Source organism: Bacillus sp. 01N42_2, from assembly GCF_056399565.1.
The window spans coordinates 114,108-131,636 of record NZ_JBFTRO010000002.1 but is presented as its reverse complement, the minus strand read 5'-3'; the positions used below and the strand labels follow the sequence as shown (position 1 = coordinate 131,636).

Here is a 17,529-nt window from a genome sequence, read left to right as displayed (position 1 = left end):
GTCAACAGAAAATAGCTAAGGAGGCGTTCCGATGAAGATTATCAATCCGGTACTTAAAGGATTTAATCCCGATCCGAGTATTTGCAGGGTCGGAGAGGATTATTATATCGCCGTATCTACATTTGAGTGGTTTCCGGGAGTCCAGATACACCACTCAAAAGATTTAGTGAATTGGCACTTAGTTGCACATCCATTACAGAGAGTTTCTCAATTAGATATGAAAGGAAACCCTAATTCAGGAGGGGTCTGGGCGCCATGTTTAAGTTACAGCGACGGAAAGTTTTGGCTGATCTATACGGATGTTAAGGTAGTAGATGGCGCCTGGAAAGATTGCCACAATTATTTAGTGACTTGTGACACGATTGATGGTGATTGGGGGGAGCCGATCACATTAAATAGCTCGGGATTTGATGCTTCTTTATTCCATGATACGGATGGAAAAAAATATTTATTAAATATGTTATGGGATCAGCGTATTGATCGGCACTCTTTCGGAGGAATTGTCATGCAGGAATATTCTGATGAGGAGCAAAAATTAATTGGAAAACCGAAAGTAATATTTAAAGGAACTGAAAGAAAGCTGACGGAAGCGCCGCACCTTTATCATATCGGGAACTATTATTATTTATTAACTGCAGAAGGAGGAACGCGGTTCGAACATGCTGCTACAATTGCCCGTTCTGCAAATATTGAGGGGCCATATGAAGTTCATCCTGATAATCCTATCTTAACGTCATGGCATGATCCCGAAAATCCGCTGCAAAAATGCGGGCATGCATCCATCGTTCAAACACATACAGGTGAGTGGTATTTAGCTCATTTAACGGGACGTCCTATTCATCCGGACGATGATTCAATTTTTCAGCAGCGAGGTTATTGTCCTTTGGGCAGAGAAACAGCTATTCAAAAACTCTATTGGAAAGATGAATGGCCTTATGTAGATGGCGGAAAAGAGGGAAGTTTGGAGGTGGAAGCGCCTTCTATTCCTGAAACCATATTTGAAGCAACGTACCCGGAAGTTGATGAATTCGAGAACTCAACATTAAATATCAATTTTCAAACGTTAAGGATTCCGTTCACGAAAGAATTAGGCTCATTGACTCAAGTGCCAAATCATTTGCGGTTATACGGCCATGAATCATTAACCTCGGCATTTACTCAGGCATTTGTAGCCAGACGCTGGCAAAGTCTCCATTTTGAAGCGGAAACAGCTGTAGCGTTTTTCCCGGAGAATTTTCAACAAGCCGCTGGATTGGTGAACTATTACAATACAGAGAACTGGACGGCTCTTCAAGTCACGCATGATGAAGAACTCGGCCGTATTCTTGAATTAACAATATGTGATAACTTTTCTTTTTCACAGCCATTAAAAAATAAAATTGTGATCCCCGGTAAAGTAAAGTATGTCTATTTAAAAGTGAATATCGAAAAGGAAAAATATTATTATTTCTATTCGTTTAACAAAGAAGACTGGCATAAAATTGACATTACATTAGAATCGAAAAAATTATCAGATGATTACATCCGCGGAGGAGGATTCTTTACAGGAGCTTTTGTAGGGATGCAGTGCCAAGATACCAGCGGTCACCACATTCCGGCTGACTTCAGATATTTTCGTTATAAAGAAAAATAATGCGCACAAGAAAAAGGAGCTTCTATTTTAGAACTCCTTTTTCATATCATGTCCTATGTGAAAAATTCCTTCAGAAATACTCCTGTTCAGCATGAAAAAAACAGCGTAAAACTTAATGATTAACCATATCAAGAAAATGATCAATTACAATCGAGGACATTCCCAATGCCGATGCATTTTTTCCTAAAACAGATGGTAATAATTCATAACTATTGCCTAATTGGGAATAAACCCGGGACGACACTTCGCTTCTAATTGAATTTAAAACCATAGGATGCGATTCAATGATGCTGTTTCTTAAAATGATGGCTTGCGGATTGAATGTATTCAAAATATTGGTCAGGCCTATCCCTAAATAGAAGCCGAAATTCTGTAAGGCACGTAAAGTTCCAACATCATTCAGATGGGCGAGGTCTATGATATCTTGATTGGATACTTTTTTTTCTTTCGTCTGAAGAGATTTTAATAAAGCCTTCTCTGAAGCATACAATTCCCAGCAGCCCCGGTTTCCGCAGCTGCATTTCGGACCATTAAAGTCTATTGTCATATGTCCCATTTCTCCAGAGAATCCGCCAACCCCTCTATATAAATCATTATTGATTATAACGCCGATCCCTATCCCTGTACCGATACTTGCATAAATCATGTTATCGTGATTTTTTGCAGCGCCAAATACTTTTTCTCCATATGCGCCGGCATTTGCCTCATTTTCAATAAAAACAGGCACATTGAACTTCTCTTGGATGATAGGTTTTAAGTCAATATTTCTCCAGTTGGAGTTCGGAGTGAAAACAATTTTTTGATTTTTATCAATTAATCCGGGAACGCATATGCCTATACCGATAAGCCCGTATGGAGATTGCGGCATATTCGCAATAAAGTGATGAATCATCTCAATTAAAATATCTTTCGTTATTTCAGGAGAGCTGCATTCCAAATGATGGTGTTGATCAAGGACGATCGTCCCTTCAAGGTCTGTTAAAATGCCGTTAATATAATCGACCCCGACATCTATTCCTACGGAGTATCCTGCTTTTTTATTAAAAACAAGCATGACAGGTCGTCTGCCGCCGCTTGATTGTCCCTGACCGATTTCAAATACAAGGTTTTCTTTCATTAATGTGTTTACCTGTGATGAAACAGTAGATTTATTTAATCCGGTCATTTCAGATAATTTTGCTCTTGAAATAGGTGAGTTTTTAAGGATTTCTTTTAATAATAACTTTTGGTTTACTTTTTTGACAAAGGCTTGATCAGCGATATCCACTTCATCCACTCCATTTGTATAATCTTTAAATTAAGTTGAGTTTTCTGTGTTATCATGCTAAGCGTCACACATAGCGAATCCAACCTTATTATATCTAATGTATTCGTGAAAAACTAAAAAAATATTGAAAATACTGATGAGGTTATATAAGATGAAAATATGTTAGTTTGTTTAAGCAACAAACTAACATGCGAATATGACATAAAATGCGCTTGAATTTATTTTTAAGGGGGAAATGTCATGGCTCAGTCTCATTCCGGTACAGCCGGCTATTTTGAAAGCGTAAACAAAGTGATTTATGAAGGGAAAGATTCCACGAATCCTTTAGCATTTAAATATTATAATCCTCAAGAAGTAATCGGCGGAAAGACAATGAAAGAGCACCTGCGGTTTTCTATTGCTTATTGGCATACATTTACCGCTGACGGTACAGACATGTTTGGAGCAGCTACGATGCAAAGACCGTGGGATCGTTATAAAGGCATGGATCTGGCGAGAGCGAGGGTAGAAGCAGCATTTGAGATGTTTGAAAAACTGGATGCGCCATTTTTTGCTTTCCATGACCGGGATATCGCACCTGAAGGAAGTACGTTAAAAGAGACAAATCAAAATTTAGATATTATCGTGAGCATGATGAAAGAGTACATGAGAACGAGCGGCGTGAAGCTATTATGGAATACTGCAAACATGTTTACGAACCCCCGCTTCGTCCATGGTGCCGCGACTTCTTGCAATGCAGATGTGTTTGCGTATGCCGCAGCACAAGTAAAAAAAGGGCTGGAAACAGCAAAAGAGCTTGGCGCCGAAAACTATGTATTTTGGGGCGGACGTGAAGGATACGAAACATTGTTAAATACGGATTTAAAATTTGAGCTTGATAATCTGGCCAGATTCATGCATATGGCAGTGGATTATGCGAAGGAAATCGGGTATACAGGGCAATTTTTGATTGAACCAAAACCAAAAGAGCCGACCACTCATCAATATGATACAGATGCAGCAACAACCATTGCCTTTTTGAAGCAATATGGCTTAGACAGTCATTTTAAATTAAATCTCGAAGCCAATCATGCCACATTAGCCGGGCATACATTCGAACATGAATTACGAATGGCGAGAGTGCATGGCCTTCTTGGATCTGTTGATGCGAACCAAGGTGATCCGCTGTTAGGCTGGGACACAGATGAATTTCCGACAGATTTATATTCTGCGACATTAGCCATGTACGAAATCCTGCAAAATGGCGGCCTTGGAAGCGGCGGATTAAACTTTGACGCAAAGGTCAGAAGATCTTCTTTTGAGCCTGATGATTTACTTTATGCCCATGTTGCAGGGATGGATGCATTTGCAAGGGGATTGAAAGTCGCTCACAAATTAATCGAAGACCGTGTGTTTGAAGATGTGATTCAGCATCGTTACCGCAGCTTTACCGAAGGGATCGGTCTTGAAATTGCAGAAGGAAGAGCTGATTTTAAGACACTTGAGCAATATGCGCTAAACAATCAGCCAATTAAAAACGAATCAGGGAGACAGGAGCGGTTAAAAGCGATATTGAACCAATACATTTTAGAGGTATAACAAAGAAGCTTGATCCGCTAAAAAGTTTTAGCAGGGAAAGCCGAGCTGCCCCGGAACTTCCCGTTCTGGCGGGAAGTTTCAATGGGGACCTATTGAGGGGGACCTATTGAGAGGGAAAGGAGTGAAAAAATGAAGTATGTCATTGGGATAGATCTTGGAACGAGCGCCGTTAAAACCATTTTAGTCAATCAAAACGGCAAGGTTTGTGCAGAAACGTCCAAAAGATATCCGCTTATTCAAGAGAAGGCGGGGTATAGTGAGCAAAATCCCGAAGACTGGGTGCAGCAAACAATTGATGCCTTGGCTGAATTGGTTTATGAATCCGGTGTTCAAGCCGAAGATATAGACGGGATAAGCTATTCAGGACAAATGCATGGGTTAGTCCTGCTTGACCAAGATGGGCAGGTGCTGCGTCATGCGATTCTTTGGAATGATACCCGAACGACGCCTCAATGTATGAGGATGACCGAGACATTTGGCGATCATCTGCTTGATATCACAAAAAACCGTGTACTAGAAGGATTTACATTACCTAAAATGTTATGGGTGAAGGAACATGAGCCTGAACTTTTTAAAAAAACTGCTGTTTTTTTGCTTCCGAAAGACTATGTGAGATTCCGTATGACCGGTGCCATTCACACTGAATACTCCGATGCGGCGGGAACGTTACTTTTAGATATTACCCGCAAGGAGTGGAGCGTTGATATTTGCAATCAATTCGGTATTTCTGCAGATATTTGTCCTCCGCTTGTTGAATCCCATGATTGTGCAGGATCGCTGCTTCCGAACGTCGCGGCGGAGACAGGGCTGATGGAAACAACAAAAGTGTACGCCGGGGGAGCAGATAATGCTTGCGGTGCAATTGGAGCCGGTATTCTTTCATCCGGAAAAACATTATGCAGTATTGGGACGTCAGGGGTCATACTTTCCTGTGAAGAAGACAAAGAAAGAGACTTTAAAGGGAAAGTGCACTTTTTTAATCATGGAAAAAAGGATTCTTTTTATACGATGGGAGTCACGCTCGCTGCTGGATACAGCTTAGACTGGTTTAAAAGAACGTTTGCGCCAAACGAATCGTTTGAACAATTATTGGATGGGGTGGAAGCTATTCCGATAGGAGCAAATGGACTGCTGTATACTCCTTATTTGGTTGGTGAAAGAACGCCGCATGCTGATTCATCTATTCGGGGAAGCTTGATCGGAATGGATGCGGCCCATAAAAGAGAGCATGTTATGAGGGCGGTAATGGAAGGCATCACATTCTCTTTGAATGAATCAATTGAGCTATTCCGCGAAGCGGGAAAATCAGTTGATTCTGTTGTCTCTATTGGCGGGGGAGCTAAAAATGAAACGTGGCTTCAAATGCAAGCTGATATTTTCAATACGCGGGTGATTAAGTTAGAAAACGAACAAGGTCCCGCCATGGGAGCTGCTATGTTAGCTGCCTTCGGGAGCGGGTGGTTTGAATCCCTTGAAGAATGTGCAGAGCAATTTATACGCAAGGCTGCTGTATTCTATCCGGAAGAACAAAATGTTCAAAAATATAAAACACTATTCGATTTGTATAAGAACATTTACACTCACACAAAGGATCTCAATACAGCATTGAAGAGTTTTCGGGAAAATGAATGATAAGTGCGGTTCGTCAAGAGAGTGTTTTTGCCGGGAGATCAATGAAAAAACAATTAACAGCTAAAAAGCTTTGATGGCAATGCTGCTAATAAATAATGTCATTTATCGGAAGAAACAGATAATCATTCGGACTCCGTGGAGATAGCCTTTCTGCAATGGATTCACAGATATCATTCAACTTCAGGAGGAAATTAAAAAAGAACCCCGCCAAATTGGCCAGGTTCTTTTTATATTGCACAAAAACAGACACGGTGATATAATCAGATCACGCGTGCTTTCTGTGTGTGAGGTCATAGTTATCCATCTTATATTATGATTATATCATGCTGAAAAGCTCTTGTCAATTTTTTTTTGAAGGGGAGATATAGAATGAGTTCTTTGGTTCTCGGTATTCACGAAATTGAAAAAACACAGCCTTTGCTCGTTGGAGGAAAAGGGTTGCATTTAGGGGAATTATCAAAAATTCAAGGAATACAAGTACCAGAAGGATTTTGTGTCACAACAGCAGGATATCAAAAAGCCATTGAACAAAACGAAACGTTACAAGCGCTGTTGGATCAACTGACCATGCTGAAAGTGGAGAATCGGGATCAAATCGGTAAAATCAGCAGGGAAATTCGGCAAACCATTATGGAAGCAGAAATTCCTTCCGATGTAGTTAAAGCAGTTGCTTGCTATCTCTCCCGGTATGGCGAAGAACATGCCTATGCCGTGCGTTCTAGTGCGACTTCTGAAGATTTACCGCACGCCTCTTTTGCCGGTCAGCAAGACACCTATTTAAATATTACCGGTGTCGATGCAATCTTGCAGCATATCAGTAAATGTTGGGCGTCCCTATTTACTGATCGCGCGGTCATTTACCGTATGCAAAATGGATTTGATCACAGCCAAGTTTATTTATCCGTTATCATCCAAAGGATGGTTTTCCCTCAGGCTTCGGGGATTTTATTTACCGCTGATCCGGTGAACGGAAACCGAAAGCTGCTATCCATTGATGCCGGTTTTGGACTTGGTGAAGCACTGGTCTCTGGCTTAGTATCCCCCGATTGTTATAAAGTACAGGACGGGCAAATCGTCGATAAGAGAATAGAAGCTAAAAAAAAGGCTGTCTATGGACGAAAAGAAGGCGGAACGGAAACACAAGCGATTGATCTTGATCAGCAAAAGATTCAAACACTGACTGATGAACAAATTTTACAGCTGGCACGTATCGGGAGGCAGATCGAAGCTCATTTCGGCCAGCCGCAAGATATCGAATGGTGTTTGGACCGCGATACTTTTTATATTGTCCAGAGTCGTCCGATCACAACGTTATACCCCGTTCCTGAAGCGAACGATCAAGAAAATCACGTCTATATCTCTGTTGGTCATCAACAAATGATGACGGACCCCATAAAACCCCTTGGATTATCTTTTTTTCTGTTGACGACTTCTGCACCCATGCGTAAAGCCGGCGGAAGGCTATTTGTTGATGTCACACATCATCTGGCATCCCCTAAAGTCAGAGAAGTTTTCTTAAAAGGCATGGGGCAGCACGATCCGCTCTTAAAAGACGCACTTATGACCATAATAGAGCGACGTGATTTCATTAAGCCGATACCTGATAAAACGGCACCGATTCCCGGAAAAGGCAATGCCGATATGCCGGATCAAACTGAAAACGATCCGGCAATTGTTTCTGATTTGATTAAGAGCAGTGAAACATCGATAGAAGAGTTAAAACAAAACATCCAGACGAAATCAGGATCTGATTTATTTCGTTTTATTTTGGATGATATCCAGGAATTAAAGAAGATTTTATTTAACCCAAAAAGTTCGGTATTAATTCGAACTGCAATGGATGCTTCATCATGGATTAACGAAAAAATGAACGAGTGGTTAGGTGAAAAAAACGCAGCAGACACGCTTTCTCAATCTGTACCCCATAATATTACTTCAGAAATGGGGCTTGCGCTATTGGACGTCGCCGATGTGATCCGTCCTTATCCAGAAATAATTGCTTATTTAGAGGATGTAAAAGATGATTCCTTTTTGGATGAGCTGGTGAAATTTGAAGGCGGACAGGAAATCCATGACGCCATCTATGCTTTCCTCAACAAGTACGGAATGCGATGTGCCGGAGAAATTGATATGACAAGAACTCGATGGAGCGAAAAACCAACTGCACTTGTCCCTATGATTCTTAATAATCTCAAAAACTTTGAGCCAAATGCCAGCCGGCAGAAATTTGAGCAAGGGCGGCAGGAGGCATTGAAGAAAGAACAAGAGTTATTAGATCGATTGAAGCAATTACCGGATGGTGAACAAAAAGCCAAAGAAACCGAACGAATGATCCGCATCATCCGGAACTTCAGCGGCTTCAGAGAATATCCAAAATACGGAATGGTCAGTCGCTACTTCGTTTATAAGCAGGCTTTACTGAAAGAAGCCGAACAACTCGCCGAAGCGGGTATTATTCAAGAAAAAGAAGACATATACTATCTTACTTTTGAAGAACTTCAAGAAGTCGTACGCACAAATATATTGGATTACCAAATCATCAGTACACGAAAAGACGAGTACAAAGTATATGAAAAACTATCTCCGCCGCGTGTTATCACGTCTGACGGCGAAATCGTTACAGGCGAGTACAAACGAGAAAATCTCCCGGCCGGAGCGATTGCAGGGCTTCCTGTTTCCTCGGGAGTCATAGAGGGGCGGGCACGTGTTATTTTAAACATGGAAGATGCCAATTTGGAAGAGGGGGATATATTAGTTACCTCCTTTACCGATCCCAGCTGGACACCATTGTTTGTATCCATAAAAGGCCTGGTCACGGAAGTTGGCGGACTGATGACCCATGGAGCGGTTATAGCACGTGAATACGGTTTACCTGCAGTTGTTGGAGTTGAAAATGCAACCCAATTGATAAAAGATGGGCAACGAATCCGCGTACATGGAACAGAAGGCTGTATTGAAATATTATAATAGCGGGTGTGTGCACCGGGACATCAAGTATTCCCTGCACTTGTACCAATGGTAATAACAAAGGTCGAACAATAAGAAAAGCCGGAACCTGTTAAAGGTGGAGTCCGGCTTTTTTTATGCGAAAATGACTTAATGTCAAAAGTGAAAACGCCATAAAAAGATCTTATGGCGTCTGTCCGAACTGTGAGATGCAATTTTCTTGGGAGACGAATATGGTTCGTCAATGTGCTATTAAAGGAAAGCAGCACCTACAATGATTAACAAAATGAAAAGCACAACGATCAAGACGAAAGTGCTTCCGCCATAATTTCCACCGTAGTATCCCATATTGCCACCTCCTCTTGTTAGGATAGTATATACTATGCCGAACGATAAATTTCGACATGGATTTTAGTCTAAAGGAGAAAAAATGAAGTTTTTGTCTAAATGAAGGGCTGATGAATGAAATATCATTTTCGGTTCTCCTTAGGCTATGGCATGTTTAGTTGAGAGTAAGAACCTTTAGGATATACCGTTTTATTTCACGATGGAAGCAAAGTTATCCTCGCACGAAATGAATTAGATAATGAGAAATAATCAAGAAAGAATGATTCATCATTTCCCGGGCAAGCGCAGTATACGACAAATAACAAGTATTTTCCTTTTTTCGTTTTGGAAGAGAACGTATTAAAGTGAACGAACAAGATTGGACACAGGGGAAGGTAATGCTGGCAGCCAAACATGACTAACCTGTGGGGCGGGCACAGATCAACCGGAACGAAGTAACTTCCCCGGTCATGAGTAAAGCTTTATCCTGAAACTTTTATAAAGCAGTAACGTATTACTTTTATAAAGATAAATAAGGGGGCTTCTGAATGGGATTAAAACATTTCTTTAATATAGAGTTAAAATGCTCCATCTGCGGGAAAACATTAAAATCTGGTGATGGGCTGACAGCTCATATTACCCTTCCGAGTGAGAAGATGATGCCTGTGGGGAGAATGGACAGAGTGTTAAGTAAATTCGCTGATAAGGTTTACTGTAAAAAGTGTAGTGAGTAGATCGTCAGTGTCATGAGGAAACTCTGGCGGGTTTCCTCATGATATATGTCGGTCAATTCAAATTGGAAAAAAGCGAAATTGTAATGACTAAAGTAGACAAAGAACCCAAGGATACCAAAGAGATCATTTTTCGTTTGCTTTGCTTTTTGGAAGGTTTGCTTAGTTCGTGGATCACTGCACCCCATAAAAGCATGGATGCTAGAATGATAAGACTCATATATAACAGTGCTCCTTTGCTTGTTTTAAGAAATTTTACCATCTATAAGGCGGAAATGTCGATGAAATGAACAAAACAAGATCTTAACAACAATTACCGCTGATCTTAATCAATGATGAAGAAAGGAATTGAGAGTTGAAATTAGAACGTTTATTATCAATCATATTCAAGCTCTTACATAATGAAATTTTATCTGCTTCCAGTTTAGCTGATGAATTTCAAGTATCATCGCGGACAATTTATAGAGATATCGAAGCGATTTGTGCTGCTGGAATACCGATCGTTTCATATCAAGGTGCTAACGGCGGTTTCGGGATTATGAAAGGATACAAATTTGATAAAAGTTTAATCGGATCTCACGATGTATTAAATCTTATCACTGTATTAAGCAGTTTATCGAGTCTTTTTGAAGATAGGGAAGTTGAACATACGATAGATAGATTAAAATCTCTGGATACAACCGGCAACAACAGAACGTTGTATGTTGAGTTGGAAAGCCTTAGAACAGAACCGAATTCCTTAAGGCATCTGCGAAAAGCTATACATGAAAAAAAGGTGGTACGCTTTGATTATGTCAGCAATAAAAATGAATTTACCTCACGTGAAGCAGAACCAATCCATCTCCATTATAAGTTCCGTAATTGGTATGTATATGGTTATTGCAGAGAACGTCAAGATGTTAGAGAATTTAAAGTATCACGTATGATGAATATAACGCTGACTCAAGAAGAGTTTATGCACAGTCACAAAGTGAGAGATGATTCATCTTATTCAGACTCCAATGCGGAAGGGTTTGAGGATGTTGTCATTTGGGTTGATCATAATTCCCTGGCAAAAGCTTTAGATCAATTTCAGAACGCGTCAAAAGTCATGAACAGTGATGGAAGTATGACGTTTACCATTTCTGTTTATCAGCCTCTGCATGCCGGATGGCTTATATCAATTCTCTTAAGCTTTGGCAGCGGAGCTAAAATGATAAAACCGGTGCAGCTGCAATCAAAATTAATCGCTGAAGCCAAAAAAATTATGAAAGTTTATCAAGATGTATGACGATCTGCTGTCATATATCTTTTTTTATAATCATAAGTATCAACTTTAAAGGAGAAGATGTTATATGAACCATGCAAAAAATATGTATCAGTACCATGTTTGGGCGAATAAAGCGTTATTAGAAAGAATAAAGGAATTACCAAGTAACGTTCTTTATGAAGAAGTTCGCGGTTCATATCCTACAATTGCTCAAACGTTCAGTCACATCTGCGCGGTGGATGCTATGTGGCTGCAAGTACTTAAAGGAATAGACATGCAGGAAGCAGTGGAAGGTTCTGCGGCTTATGCAGAAAGGACTCATTTATATTCTGCAGATGAATTTGCGGCGTCTTATGATGAACTGGCTTCACAGTTTGAAGAATGGATGAATAACCAAACAGATTTAGAACAAAAAATGAACTTACATAATCCTTGGTTAGGTTCCAGAGAAACTGCTTACTCAGAAATTTTATTCCATGTTGCCAATCATGGCACTTATCATCGGGGCAGCATAACAACTATGTTAAGACAGCTGGGTTACGCTTCAGCAATGAATGACCTTGTATTATATTGGTATCAGGATTAGTTCAGTACTTGCAAAATGCCCGCCGATTGGTCAGAACTAAAATGACAAAGGTGAGGGCGCTGCGCAAGAATAGAGCTCAAAGGCTGCCGTATCATTCCCGGCAGCCTTAATCATTAGGAAGTAAAATCTATAACCATACGGCCGGTCACTTTCCCTTGCTCCATTTCTTCAAATATATCATTCACGTCTTCAATCGGGCGTTTTGTCACTTTAGGTACAACTTTACCGTCTGCAGCAAATTGAAAAGCTTCCCTCAGGTCTTCTCTGGTTCCTACTAATGAACCTACTACTTGAATACCATCTAACACAAGACGGGGAATATCTAATTCCATCTTGTCGACCGGTAAACCGACAGCCACTACACGCGCACCGGCTTTTACAACATCAATCGCTTGATTGAAAGGGATTTTTGAGACAGCAGTAATGACCGCGGCATCCAGACCTAAATCGCCGGTCACTTCTTTAGCCTTCTTGACGGGGTCTTCGTTTAAACTGTTTACAACCGCGTCAGCGCCTAAGCTCTTAGCAAAGTTCAGTTTTTCATCGCTAATGTCGAAAGCAATCACTTTAGCGTTAAAGACATTTTTTGCATATTGAACAGCCAAGTTGCCCAAACCGCCGACTCCAAATACACCGATCCACTGACCAGGTTTAATTTCACTGACTTTTACTGCTTTATAAGTTGTGACACCTGCGCAGGTAATGCTGCTTGCGGCTGCCGGATCTAAATGTTCAGGCACTTTCACGGCATAATCAACCGCCACGATTGCTTCTTCAGCCATTGCACCATCAACTGTATAGCCGGCATTTTTCACATCCCGGCACAAGGTTTCACGGCCTGTTAAGCAATATTCACAGCGGCCGCAGCTTTCAAACATCCACGCAATGGAGACGCGGTCTCCTTTTTTCAGGTTTGCTACGCCTTCACCAATCTCGGTTACAATGCCTATTCCCTCATGACCTAAAGTGACGCCTGTCACATCCCCGAAATCAGCATTTTTCACATGCAAGTCAGTATGACATACACCGCAGTATTCCATCTTAACTTTGGCTTCACCGTGTCGCAAAGGACGCAATTCTTTTTGTACGATCGCTATATTTTTGTCCTTCGTTGCTACTACTGCTTTCACAACATACACCCCTTTCAAATATTTGCAGAAAATTGATACTTATCTTACAATTTAGCACAATACTCTTCTTTTGAAAACCCTTACATAACTTTGCAGACAAGTATCTCTAAAAATTTATTGAGGGCGCACGCTATAAAGATACTAGAAATTATTTGTTATCCGAATAGTGTTTAAATAGGAATTTGTCGTCTCTCTATGAACGGAATTTACATAGTATATATAATAGTACGTTTTCAAAGGAGGTCTTTTTTTTTGAGTGATAGAAAGCTGACGGAAGAAAACCTTGATAAATCACCAGCCCGCTAACTTTGCGCCATTTATCAGCCCTAATCCTGTTACGTCATTTAATCCGGTTCGGAGATACCCTAAAATTGATAAAACATCATTCATCAGTCCGTTTTCGAGTGTGATAGGAGACGTGAGAATAAAGGACAATGTTTTTGTCGGGCCGAATGCTGCTGTTCGCGCAGATGAAGGGATGCCCTTTTATATTGGGTCAAATACAAACCTTCAAGATGGGGTCATTTTACATGGTTTGTTAAAACAATTTGTTTCAGTCAAAGATAGGGCATATTCCATTTATATCGGAAACAATGTAAGTGTCGGACATGATGCCCTTATTCATGGCCCTTGTTATCTTGGAAATTACACGTTCGTCGGTTTTAAAGCCATCGTGTTCAATGCGATTGTAGGCAAAGGATCATTTATTTCATACAATGCTGCCATAACAAATGGTGTACGCATTGCACCGAATCGGTTTGTTCCTCCCGGAGCCGACATAGACACACAAGAAAAAGCTGACAGACTCAGAAGAGTGACAGAAGAGGAACGTGAATTTGCACGGGAAGTGCAGCGCGTCAATCAAGAATTTCCCGCTTCTTATCAAGCGTTATTCAGTTGAAGAAAAACAGATAAATCCCCATCTCGGAAGGAGGGGATTTTTTTATGAAGTGCGGTTATTGGGTGTGATGGGCTGATTGATAAGGAGAATTTATAGGAAAAGGTTATCCTTGAAAGCCTTAATTTAAAGCGATTGTCTAAAGCTTCTTTTTAATAAAATCCACCGGATAGCGTATGAATATAATTCCCCTAGACACAATAAGAACAGTCTATATTCTATCTGAAAGGGAGTGAGAACCAGTGAGTAAAAAAGGAATCCAAAATTCAAGCATTGAACAATTAAAAAAAGACCATGAGACCGAAACCGCTTTTAAAGCAGATGATTCCAAAAAAGTTCAAACCAAAAACAAATGAAAATACTTAGTTACACTCGTCAAACAAAATTGATCAATATGGAGTGAATAACATGGCTGAACAACATGGCGCAGACAGACCGGACGATTACAAAAGATTTTCTTCTTTGGACAAGGACTATGATTTTCAGCAGCAATCTTTAGCCTGCGATACCAAAGCAAACCAGACAGACACAGAAACACAAACTCATCATAAAGAAACTGACACAACAAACACGGCAGGGAAATATTTTGACACATCAGATTATGAGGGAAATACGCAACTGGAAAAAGGATTGGCTGAAACACATGAACAGGTCAGCGATGACTATTTTGAAGGAACGATTGATCAAAATTTGGAATAGCCATATAACGGAACTTTCTTGCAGAAGTCAGTTCCGTTATATTGATACTTACCGGTAAGCTGGTACGGTGATGCAATTAAAGATTACAAAAAAAGCCGGCTGCGGTGACATGTGATTAAGGGCTTTGGATTTGAATATGATGAATCGGATGAAGATTATAGTCAAGGTATCTCCTTGACCTTTTTTATGGGCAAAAAAAAAGATTTCAAAAAATATAGATCTTTTAAAGTGATCAATATATACTGATTTAAATAACAGGAAGAAAATGAAAAATTAGAGAACTGAATTTTAAAAAGCGGGTGAAATAAATGGAAGGCGCGGCGCGGAGCAGCTTAAAATGTTATGCTTTCACATTGGCGTTTTCAAGTATGTCATTTGGTCTTGTTTTTGGATTGTATATGTATGTATACTCGGGTTTTGTGCCATTCGCATTAGTCACTGTAGTTATCATTGCTTGTTACGCTTTCGTCACTTACTTTTTATTTGCTGTTCCTGTGCAAATTTGGTTAAGAAAGAAGCCGAAAAAGTGTAGTTTGATTCATCTTTTCATTTATACAGCAGTCGCTTTTTTAGCTGTGTTCTTGTTCTGGTGCATGGGTAGTCAGTCCATTAATGTTAGAGTTTTCAAGAATTTCATTTATTACATGATGAGCATTACTGCTGCGTTAATCTATTGGTTTTGGGACTCTATATTTCTGAGAAAGCAGTTTTTATAGAAAAATCATGAGCTTAACAATTTCGGGTTAAACGCTGATCTTGGAATGGGGAGATCATAATGGAATACATTGAATTGAAAAAGGACAATATTGATGACAATCATATTTGCTGCGCACTAGGTGCGAAACAATATGAGAAGGCCGTAACGGAAAAGAAAAGCTGGCTTAAAGATCGAATGGCTGATGGTTTGGTGTTTTATCGATTAAACGAGCGGGCAAAAGTTTTTATTGAATATTTACCTGCAGAAAAAGCGTGGGTTCCGATAAGCGCTCCTAATTTTATGTATATTAATTGTCTTTGGGTCTCGGGGAGATATAAGAACAGCGGACATGCGAAACACTTGTTAGATAAATGTGCGGAAGATGCCAAATCCCGCGGTATGGATGGAATTGTTCATATAGTTGGTAAGAAAAAACTTCCCTATTTAAGTGATAAGCATTTCTTCGAGCATATGGGATTTACTTTGCAAGATGAAGCAAAACCCTATTTTCAGTTAATGTCATTGACCTGGAATGAGCATGCAGCTCTTCCTGTATTTAAAAAACAGGTTAAAAGTTGTTCTTTTAATGATGAGGGGATCACAATATTTTATACAGCTCAATGTCCATTCGCAGTCGGAGTGTTAGAGGATTTGAAGGAACTGACTGAAAAGAAAGGGCTTCATTTTCAGGCTCATCGATTATCCTCCAAAGATAAGGCCCAAACATCACCGGCAATCTGGACAACTTTCAGCGTGTTTTATAATGGAGAATTTCTCACTCATGAAATGATGAGCGTGAATAAGTTTGAAAAGTTACTTAATAAGCTTTTAATGGCTTAACTGGTTTTTCTCCATATTCTAGGTAATGAGGATCACATTATTGACATGGACAAAAATGATAACATATATAGTACAAATAGATTGAGATCGTTCTTTAACAAACGGGCGAGGCCTGTTGAAGAAACATTTCAAAAAAAGGAGACTAACAAATGCAAAAAATTGAAACCCCACGCTTAGTTTTAAGAAATTTTAGCGAGGAAGATTCGCACGGCCTTTTGGAATATTCGGCACATCCGAGAGTGAACTGCTTTCTTGATGACAGAATTTCTACGATAGAAGAAGCAGTCTTAAACGTTCAAAAAAGAAGCAGAGATGATTCTTATATTGCTGTTTGTTTAAAAGAGAGTAATGATCTGATCGGGGAACTATTTTATTTAAAAGAAGAGCCTGATACATATTCCGTTTGTTGGAATTTCAATGCTCGATTTGAAGGGAGGGGATACGCCAGTGAAAGTGTAAAGGCTTTCTTTGAGTATCTCTTTATGCAAAAAGGCGCAAGAAGGCTTTATGCATATGTTGAAGATGATAATGACAAGTCACAAAAATTATGTGAAAGATTAGGTATGCGTAAAGAAGGTTATTTTCTTGAATTTATTTCGTTTACAAAATATGAGGATGGAACACCTAAATATGAAAACACTTTCCAATACGCACTGCTAAAGAAAGAATGGTTAAAACAAAAACATAGTTAACGGAAAAAACCTTGCCGAGGGCAGGTTTTTTGCGTTTAAGTTAAATCCTTCAATGCAATTACCGATAATACCAATGGATTACGGAATTGAATAAATGCTTATAGTAACGATCAAATGAGATTCAGATTTGGCAAAGCAGTGAAAATCATTTACCGTAACGTTGTAAAATTCGAGAGAGGGTGAATGTGATGGAAAGCCTAAATAACTCTTACAATATCACGAAAGATCCAAAGTTTTTAGCATTTTGCAGTTTAGCGACAGAAGGTGCAGGAATTAGTTCGAATCAGCAATGTTCAATTGGTTTTACTGAATTCAAAGAAGCGCTGGAGAATGGCAAAGTGGTTGAAAATCAAAATCTGCAAAGCAGTTCAGAGTTACATCACAAGTTCGATTACTGGAAGTCCAAAATCACTGGAGGACGAGCTGTAACTGAAACCGATAACCAAGTGCTGGATATCATCAAACAAGCATACAATCTTGGACTGGTTACGAAGGATAATATGCTGTTGAGAAGTCAAGCCATTAACGCGTATCAAACATCTATTTAATTTTAAGAAAAAAACGTTAATCATGAAAAGATGGCGTTACCTGATGTGATCTAATAAAAGTAATGGTGAAAGGAAC

The 17,529-nt window shown here is 39.8% G+C and carries 17 protein-coding genes; 14 read left to right on the top strand and 3 right to left on the bottom strand.

Annotation, left to right across the window (positions count from 1 at the left end):
- Positions 1-31: 31 nt before the first annotated feature.
- On the top strand, positions 32-1,633 hold the full coding sequence (xynB, locus tag AC1DN5_RS04615; RefSeq protein WP_095240677.1) for a xylan 1,4-beta-xylosidase: 1,602 nt from the start codon (positions 32-34) through the stop codon (positions 1,631-1,633).
- Between the two features lie 112 nt (positions 1,634-1,745).
- On the opposite strand, the gene xylR is transcribed toward xynB, so the two are convergent.
- A complete protein-coding gene (gene xylR, locus AC1DN5_RS04610; protein ID WP_016936010.1) occupies positions 1,746-2,900 on the bottom strand; it encodes a transcriptional repressor XylR in 1,155 nt (384 codons plus the stop codon).
- A gap of 240 nt (positions 2,901-3,140) precedes the next feature.
- Here xylR and xylA point away from each other — a divergent pair, with 240 nt between their 5' ends.
- The 3 genes from xylA to ppsA all read left to right on the top strand — a co-directional run bounded on the left by xylA (position 3,141) and on the right by ppsA (position 9,077).
- Positions 3,141-4,478 carry a xylose isomerase gene (gene xylA / locus AC1DN5_RS04605; protein ID WP_047474837.1) on the top strand — a complete coding sequence of 446 codons (1,338 nt, stop codon included), beginning with the start codon at positions 3,141-3,143 and terminating at the stop codon, positions 4,476-4,478.
- 129 nt (positions 4,479-4,607) lie between these two features.
- Positions 4,608-6,110 carry a xylulokinase gene (xylB, locus tag AC1DN5_RS04600; RefSeq protein WP_366969353.1) on the top strand — a complete coding sequence of 501 codons (1,503 nt, stop codon included), beginning with the start codon at positions 4,608-4,610 and terminating at the stop codon, positions 6,108-6,110.
- Positions 6,111-6,479: 369 nt separating this feature from the next.
- Complete coding sequence (gene ppsA / locus AC1DN5_RS04595) at positions 6,480-9,077, top strand: phosphoenolpyruvate synthase (protein ID WP_366969351.1); 2,598 nt, start codon at positions 6,480-6,482, stop codon at positions 9,075-9,077.
- Between the two features lie 231 nt (positions 9,078-9,308).
- Here the strand turns inward: ppsA and AC1DN5_RS04590 are convergent, their stop codons facing one another.
- Positions 9,309-9,404, bottom strand: a complete 96-nt coding sequence (locus AC1DN5_RS04590) for a YjcZ family sporulation protein (protein ID WP_016936006.1) — start codon at positions 9,402-9,404, stop codon at positions 9,309-9,311.
- A 527-nt stretch (positions 9,405-9,931) separates the two neighbouring features.
- On the opposite strand from AC1DN5_RS04590, the gene AC1DN5_RS04585 reads away from it, so the two are divergent.
- From AC1DN5_RS04585 to AC1DN5_RS04575, 3 genes are all read left to right on the top strand, one after another.
- Positions 9,932-10,117: a C2H2-type zinc finger protein gene (locus AC1DN5_RS04585; protein WP_045926671.1), complete on the top strand. Its 186-nt coding sequence runs from the start codon at positions 9,932-9,934 to the stop codon at positions 10,115-10,117.
- A 352-nt stretch (positions 10,118-10,469) separates the two neighbouring features.
- Positions 10,470-11,384 (top strand): helix-turn-helix transcriptional regulator, encoded by a 915-nt coding sequence (locus AC1DN5_RS04580; protein ID WP_366969350.1) that lies wholly within the window; start codon positions 10,470-10,472, stop codon positions 11,382-11,384.
- 64 nt (positions 11,385-11,448) lie between these two features.
- Positions 11,449-11,949 carry a DinB family protein gene (locus AC1DN5_RS04575; RefSeq protein ID WP_366969349.1) on the top strand — a complete coding sequence of 167 codons (501 nt, stop codon included), beginning with the start codon at positions 11,449-11,451 and terminating at the stop codon, positions 11,947-11,949.
- Between the two features lie 113 nt (positions 11,950-12,062).
- Here the strand turns inward: AC1DN5_RS04575 and adhP are convergent, their stop codons facing one another.
- Positions 12,063-13,079 carry an alcohol dehydrogenase AdhP gene (gene adhP, locus AC1DN5_RS04570; RefSeq protein WP_188154081.1) on the bottom strand — a complete coding sequence of 339 codons (1,017 nt, stop codon included), beginning with the start codon at positions 13,077-13,079 and terminating at the stop codon, positions 12,063-12,065.
- A 283-nt stretch (positions 13,080-13,362) separates the two neighbouring features.
- On the opposite strand from adhP, the gene AC1DN5_RS04565 reads away from it, so the two are divergent.
- From AC1DN5_RS04565 to AC1DN5_RS04535, 7 genes are all read left to right on the top strand, one after another.
- On the top strand, positions 13,363-13,980 hold the full coding sequence (locus tag AC1DN5_RS04565) for an LbetaH domain-containing protein (RefSeq protein ID WP_366969347.1): 618 nt from the start codon (positions 13,363-13,365) through the stop codon (positions 13,978-13,980).
- 239 nt (positions 13,981-14,219) lie between these two features.
- A complete protein-coding gene (locus AC1DN5_RS04560; RefSeq protein ID WP_016935999.1) occupies positions 14,220-14,333 on the top strand; it encodes a hypothetical protein in 114 nt (37 codons plus the stop codon).
- Between the two features lie 52 nt (positions 14,334-14,385).
- Positions 14,386-14,676 (top strand): YozQ family protein, encoded by a 291-nt coding sequence (locus tag AC1DN5_RS04555; protein WP_366969346.1) that lies wholly within the window; start codon positions 14,386-14,388, stop codon positions 14,674-14,676.
- A gap of 308 nt (positions 14,677-14,984) precedes the next feature.
- On the top strand, positions 14,985-15,392 hold the full coding sequence (locus tag AC1DN5_RS04550; RefSeq protein ID WP_366969345.1) for a UPF0715 family protein: 408 nt from the start codon (positions 14,985-14,987) through the stop codon (positions 15,390-15,392).
- A gap of 59 nt (positions 15,393-15,451) precedes the next feature.
- Positions 15,452-16,213: a GNAT family N-acetyltransferase gene (locus tag AC1DN5_RS04545; protein ID WP_045926665.1), complete on the top strand. Its 762-nt coding sequence runs from the start codon at positions 15,452-15,454 to the stop codon at positions 16,211-16,213.
- A gap of 149 nt (positions 16,214-16,362) precedes the next feature.
- Positions 16,363-16,905 carry a GNAT family N-acetyltransferase gene (locus tag AC1DN5_RS04540; RefSeq protein WP_099744019.1) on the top strand — a complete coding sequence of 181 codons (543 nt, stop codon included), beginning with the start codon at positions 16,363-16,365 and terminating at the stop codon, positions 16,903-16,905.
- 188 nt (positions 16,906-17,093) lie between these two features.
- Positions 17,094-17,453, top strand: a complete 360-nt coding sequence (locus AC1DN5_RS04535; protein ID WP_049628536.1) for a hypothetical protein — start codon at positions 17,094-17,096, stop codon at positions 17,451-17,453.
- The last annotated feature ends 76 nt before the right edge of the window (positions 17,454-17,529 follow it).